The following is a 6,654-nucleotide window of genomic DNA, read 5'->3' as shown; positions in this document are numbered from 1 at the left end:
CAGCAGATGTACAGACTGCAAAATTATCCATTAACCCAAACACCTTGAATAGGATAGAATTGCTCCACCAACAGTAGGTGACGGAAGCACCGCTTAACGAGGATAATTGTCCCGATCACCTGGGAGCAGAACTCTCAGCCAATGGAGATTTCGCCGATACTTATGGCAGCCTAACAACACTAGATGGAGAAAGCACCTAGAATCTTGCAATGTGGCAATACGGAATGGAGAAATCAATCTATGACTTATGTGGCTGTTAGTGGAATGGATGACGTATGCGCGAGTCGCGCGCTGAAGCTGGCGGTAGCACTGCTGCTGCTCATGGCGGTTCCGGCGACGGTCGTCGCCCAAAGTGCGTTCCATCTTCAGGAGGCAACCATCGGCGGCATTCACAGCGCCATTCAATCCGGGCAAATCACCTGCCAGGGATTGGTGCAGGCCTACCTCAATCGCGTGAAAGCTTACAACGGCGTCTGCACGCAGCTGGTTACCAAGGACGGCGCTCCCATTGCGCCAGCCATCGGCTCCATGCGCACCGGAGCACCCATGAAGTTTCCCACCAGTACCGTGCCGGCCTCAACGATGCTGCAAAATCTAGAGCAGTACATTGGTCCGCCCATCGAGTTTGGCAGAATGGAACCGACCATCTCCGACCCCACCGTGCAGCAACAATTCGGCATGAGAGTCGGTATCCCCAACGCCGGGCAGTTGAACGCGCTGGAGACGCTGAACATTCGCGGCGAGCGCTCGGTAAGTTGCAAAGGCGACTATGACCGTGCACCCTCAGCCGGACTGCTGCCGGCAGGCGCTCCGGCGGGATGCGAAGAGTTCCGCAAGCAGCCGGATGCACTGGAACGCGCAGCCGAACTCGACAAGCTATACGGGCGCAATCCTGATCTGGCTGCCATGCCCATGTACTGCATTCCGTTTTCGCACAAGAACTGGTTCGACGCGAAAGACATGCGTTCGACCGGTGGCAATGACGTCAACTACGCGCTGGATTTTCCGAAAGTGGATTCGCCCGACATCGGCGATCTCCGCGCGAAGGGCGCCATCATCATGGCAACGGCCACGGCGGCGTCAACGGGATTGACCACTAACGGCCCGATTAAGGCGACCACCGAGTTGCCCGACGGCAACTATGCCTACGCCGTGTGGGGCGGGCAGGCCTGCAATCCGTACGACACCGAGCGCGTGCCGCGCGGCACCAGCTCCGGCTCGGGCGTTTCCGTCTCGGCCAATCTGGTGGCCTGCTCAATTTGCGAGCAAGGCTCGGCTTCTTGCAAGGGGCCCGCGTCGCGCAATAACGTGGTGAACTTCCTCACCACGCGTGGCTTGATGATGCACGGCGGCATGAACAGCCAGCGCCTCGGCGACCGCGCTGGTATACACTGCCGCAGCGTTGAAGACGTCGCGAAGGTGCTGGACGCGGTAAAAGGCTTCAATTCCGCGGACATGTTCACCGCGTTGCCCTCAGTGTTCATACCGAAGGAGCCTTTCGCCAGTTTTGTGGTGAAGGAGCCGGCGGTCGCCGCGCAGCCACTGAAGGGAATGCGCATCGGCGTGGTACGCGAGTTCATGGTGAAGCACTCGAAGAACGACGAGGCTATCTCCGATCAGCTCGACAAGGAGATGAAGGCCGTGCTGCGCGACAAGCTGGGCGCGGAGTTGGTGGAGTCCCATGACCCGTTGTATGCGGACGATCCGGAAGTCCCGAATATGAAATACACATTTCAGGATGCCTTCCGCGAAATTCTGGCGCACAACGTGCCGGAATACTTCTGGCAGAAGAACAGCAAGGGCGAGCTGGAATTTGCCGTACCCGGCTGGGACGTAACTACCAACGACTACGCGATCGCGTTGGCGATGGGCAAGGCGCCGCTCTCGCCAAACATCAACCTGCGCCGCATCAGCGCGGGCCTCGACAACTTCAAGAGCCCCTTCACTGTGAACAAATATCTTGCCGAGCGGGGCGACAAGCGAATCAAAGATTGGGCGAGCTGGGTAGCCAACGCAAAGTGGGAGAACGGCGATCACAAAGCCAGCTCGGAGAACGCCGTCGGCATGCAGGACCTGCGTGCGCGTCCCGGCCAGATGAGCTATCTGAAGATGCAGATCGTGATGCGCCTGGTGGTCCAGAAGGTCATGTACGAGAACGGCATCGACCTGTTCGTGAATCCAGAGCAGACTCTCCCGCCGCCGAAGATTGGCTACGCTGGCGAGCCGGAAGTGAACAACCGTCCAACGGCCAGCTGCTGTACCCAGTTTACGGCACTGCTGGGCGGCCCGGAAATTGATGTCCCGGCCGGCTACACTGAAGTTGTCTATGAGCCGCAGTTTGTTCTGAGCGCTGACAAGAAGCAGTATCGCGCGGTCTCCGGCACAACACCGTCGAAGCTGCCGCACCCCATGCCCATCAGCATGATGTTCTGGGCCGGCCCCGGCACGGAGCCCACAGTAATCAAAGTCGCATCAGCCTATCAGTCCGCGACTAAACATCGCGTCCCGCCGCCCGCCTTCGGTCCCGTACCCAACGAGCCGTAATGGCAAGCATCCCGAAGTCGGGACTCTACGAACTCCCCAACAATATGTTCCCTCCGCTGCCCACGTAGGCAGCGGAAGGGAATATTCGTGTCCGTATCAATGATGGGTCCTCAAAGGACTGAACCAAACCAAACCTAAAGTTAGTTTCTTGGGGGCTAGGCTGCTCCGAAGACCAAGGTTTGCCAGAGTCCCCAATGCCCTGATACCAGTTGCCGGTCGGCCTGAAATTAATTCGGAATTCCCTGATAATCCCCTGTTAGGATTTTCGCAACTATGAGCAAACAAGCAGTGAAACAGGGCGTGGTGGCGCCCCAGAGGGCTTCTAATTACGTAAATTCCCTGTATTTTTCCCTGTTAGCAGGGTGGAGAGTAGGTTCGCTCGCGACTCAATCCTCCGCCATTGAGTCCGGCAATGCTCCACTTCCGGAGAATTAGGCCGGTGGACTTGCCAATTTGGCCGGGATTCCGAGTCCATTACTCATTGACCGGACTGCGGAGAAGAGCCAAGAGTCGGTTGTCTGCAAGGATTGACGAGCCTTTTCTCCGTAGCTTATGGGGGTGGTCCGGTTTCTTCATAGGCGACTTGAGGTATTGCCACCATCAGACTAGCGTCGAGTTTCTCGTATGGTAAAAATTGTCGAACTCGTTGAATTCTGGGCAGTTCTCCGATAGATTCTGCGGATGGCAAAGATTGGTTGGTTGTGGTCGCTGGGCTATTGATCCGCGCTGGGGAAGTAGCCAGAGCTGACTGAAATTAGCAATTTCGGGATGAGCGCACACTCAGAGGATCCACATACGGCGTTCTGGGAAAGAGTGCGAAATCGCTTCGAGCAAAGGAGTACCCCAGGCTGAGGCGACTGGCGAAGCACGTGTCGGAGACTTGTTCGGAGGGCAATTCTATCGAGCCGAACAAAACCGTTCCAACTCGAAGGGGCCTTCGCTATTCTGCCCTCGTCCGAAATTCCAAAAAAGAAATTCTGGTTAAAACTCGTGCGCGACGCATAAAGCTCACCCCCTTCGGCAACCTTTCTGCCGTAGGGAACTGGGTGTATACTGAGCAATTAGAGATAATTCAGGCTTGCGTCCGCTGGCAAGCCCATTTCACTGCCTGCCCGTCTGACGACCATTCGATAGGAGATTACCGTGATCCACAAGAGTTTCTTCCACGTGCGCCTTGCCGTGCTTTCGCTGGCTCTGCTGGTTGCTGCCAGCGGCCACGCCGCCGGCCCGCTGAATGGCCGCGTCTCGGACCTGAACGGCGCGCCAGTCTCCGGTGCTCAAGTAACCGTGAAGGCGGCCGAGTCCGCCACCGCGAAATCGGCCACCACCGCAGCCGACGGCAAATTCACCATGGAAACGCTGCCCGCTGGCGTATACACCATCACCATCCGGCGGCAGGGGTTCGCCGACATGGTGCGGCAGTATGTGGCCTCGGACAGCGAGCCGGCGCGCGAATTGAGCTTTCGCCTGCAGTCGACTCGCCCGCAGGCAATCAGCCTGGGCGCTGATGAACTGAATCCCAACGTATTCGTGGTGAAGCTGGACGCCAATGAGGCGCAGCGCCAGTTGGGTTCGCGCGGCGCTAATGCCGCGCTGCCCACCGATTTTCGCTCAGTGGAAAACAGTTATGGATCTCACTTCGGTTTTCAGATGCGCTCGCTCGACGTTACGCGTCCGCGCAACCTGCTTGGCGAGTATCACGGGTCGCTCTATGAAACACATCAGAACAGCCGGCTGAATGCCCGCTCATTTTTCCAGGCCGGCGGCTTGCTCCCGTCGCGGCGCAATGAGTTTGGCGCCACCATCGGCGGACCCATCGTGAAGAGCAAGCTGTCGTTCGATTTTGCCTGGAGCAAGGCGGAAGAGACTGGCTACGTGAACGGAAACATTCAGGTGCCGCTGCCGGAGGAGCGCACGCCGCTGACCACTGATCCGGCGTCACGCGCGATGATTTCGCGCCTATTCAGCGCTTACCCCAACCAGCTGCCCAATCGGCCGGACATCAACTCACGCCAGCTCAATACCAACGGCCTGCGCGACATCTCCAGCACCGCCTACACGGGACGTTTCGACCTCCGGCCCACCGGTAAGGACCAGATTGTTTTCGAGCAACGCTACTATGACGCCACTGAAAAGCCCTTCGAGCTGATCGTAGGCCAGAATCCCATTACATTGCTGCGCCCGCAGAGCGCGCACCTGACGGAAATTCACACCGTCTCGCCGAATACTACGGCCCGCCTGGTGCTCAACTTCGACCGTCTGCGCGTCTCGCTAGCGCCCACTGAGTCCTACCGGAATTTGCTCGCGCCACTGGGCATCACTAACGTCCCCGACATTGCGTTTGGCCGCAATGGAGACTTCTCCAACATCGGCCCCGGCTCGAGCTATCCGCGGCTGCGCGTCGAGAATCGCTTTCACGTTGCGCCGGAAGCTACGCAAGTACGCGGCAGGCACACCATCACCGCCGGGGTCCTGGTCTCGCGGCTGCAGATAAACGACCTGCAGAGCGACAACTCGCGCGGCTCATTCGAGTTCAGCCGCAACGCCGGCCGCTCCGCTGTGGAGAATTTCCGTCTCGGCTTGCCGACAACATTCAAGATCAACCTCGGCGACTTCTACCGTGGCTTCCGCAACTGGGAGCACGCAGTCTACCTTCAGGATCGCATCAAGCTGTTGCCCACGTTCACACTCACGCTCGGCATGCGGCATGAAGTAGTTACCAAGCCGGTTGAAGTGAATGATCGCACCGATGTGGGCTTCGGCACTGACGCCAATAATTTCGGCCCCACCGCGGGATTCGCGTGGAATCCGCGCGGCGGCAAGGTGGCTCTGCGCGGCGGCTACGGTTGGTGGTATTCGTCCATCTATCCACTGCTTTATCAGCGTGCCCGCTTCAACCCGCCCGATGTGAAAGTTATCTCCATTGATGACAGCCCCAACCTGGTGAATCCACTGGCGTCCGTGGCGGGCGTGGACACGGCCAATCTACGTTCCGGCCTGAACCTGCTCAGCCCCGACCTGGTCGCGCCGTACATGCATGTCTACAGCTTCTCCATCGAGCGCGAGCTGCCCGGCGGGCTGTTCTTCCGCACCGGATATGCCGGCAGCCGCACGGTAAAGATGCCCTGGGAAGTGATCAGCAATCGCGGCGTGAATGTGCCCGGAGTGGTGGCCACCACTCGCAACGTGGATGAGCGCCGGCCCGACTCGCGCTACCTGGCTATCTCCACGGTAACCAACGGTGGCATCTCATACTATGATTCGCTGCAGGTAGCGTTCGACCGCCGCACCGGCCGCTCGATCACTTGGACGGCGCGCTACGTCTTCTCTAAGGCCATCAACACCGGTGACACCAACTTCGCCGACATCGGCACCGGTCGGCACATCAGCATGGAGCCGTTCAATATTGTTGGCGACCTGAAGGCCGTAGAAAATTTTGATACGCCGCACGCTTTCTCGCTTACGTTTCGGCATCAGCTTCCCACCGCCCTGTTGGGCAGTGGACTGGTCAACAAGATAGTCGGCGGCTGGCGCAGCTCGGGCACGCTAACGCTGCGCTCCGGCACGCCCTACATGCTGCACACGGGCTCGGACGCGCCGGGCTTCGGCAACGTGGACGGCATCGGGCAGGAGCGGCCAAACATTCTGAAGCCAGCCATCATCGGCAAGAGCGTGGACCATCCCGACACGTCCACAACAATTCTGCGCAAGGAATATTTCGACACCAATCTTCCGGTCGGCGGTCGCGGCAACCTGGGCTTTAACTCGTTCCGCACCGATGGCACCACCAACATGAACTTTGCTGTGGAGCGCGAGTTCGCGCTGCGCCGGGGCGGGGACCAGTTCCCCTCGCTGCAGTTCCGCGCTGAGTTCTTCAACTTCTTCAACCACGCGCAGTTTGACTCCTACGCGCCGCATGTAGCGAACGAAATCTTCGGCAAGATCACCAACACGGTGAACCGCGGCCGCGTGACGCAACTGTTCATGCGCCTGCGCTTCTAGCTTTGTTGCCTGGAATGTAATTAAGGAACCCCGGTCATGGCGACCGTGTTGCTGATTGTTCCGGCGGCTTTCAGCTGTGTAAATTTCCTGCATTTATCCCTGTTAGCA

2 protein-coding genes are annotated in these 6,654 nt (G+C 58.7%); both read left to right on the top strand.

Translation table 11 applies throughout. The features are described from left to right. The first annotated feature begins 183 nt into the window (after nucleotides 1-183). Nucleotides 184-2,544: an amidase gene (locus EXQ56_14540; GenBank protein MSO21639.1), complete on the top strand. Its 2,361-nt coding sequence runs from the start codon at nucleotides 184-186 to the stop codon at nucleotides 2,542-2,544. Between the two features lie 1,137 nt (nucleotides 2,545-3,681). Continuing rightward, nucleotides 3,682-6,546 carry a TonB-dependent receptor gene (locus tag EXQ56_14535; protein MSO21638.1) on the top strand — a complete coding sequence of 955 codons (2,865 nt, stop codon included), beginning with the start codon at nucleotides 3,682-3,684 and terminating at the stop codon, nucleotides 6,544-6,546. The last annotated feature ends 108 nt before the right edge of the window (nucleotides 6,547-6,654 follow it).

The sequence above is a fragment of the Acidobacteriota bacterium genome, assembly GCA_009691245.1.
GTDB lineage: Bacteria > Acidobacteriota > Terriglobia > 2-12-FULL-54-10 > 2-12-FULL-54-10 > SHUM01.
Note: the sequence above shows the minus strand (reverse complement) of the source record. Positions and strands in the feature narration are given on the sequence as shown.

Coding starts and splice junctions, on each gene's coding strand:
- EXQ56_14540 (MSO21639.1), top strand. CDS start 184: ATGGAGAAAGCACCTAGAATCTTGCAATGTGGCAATACGGAATGGAGA.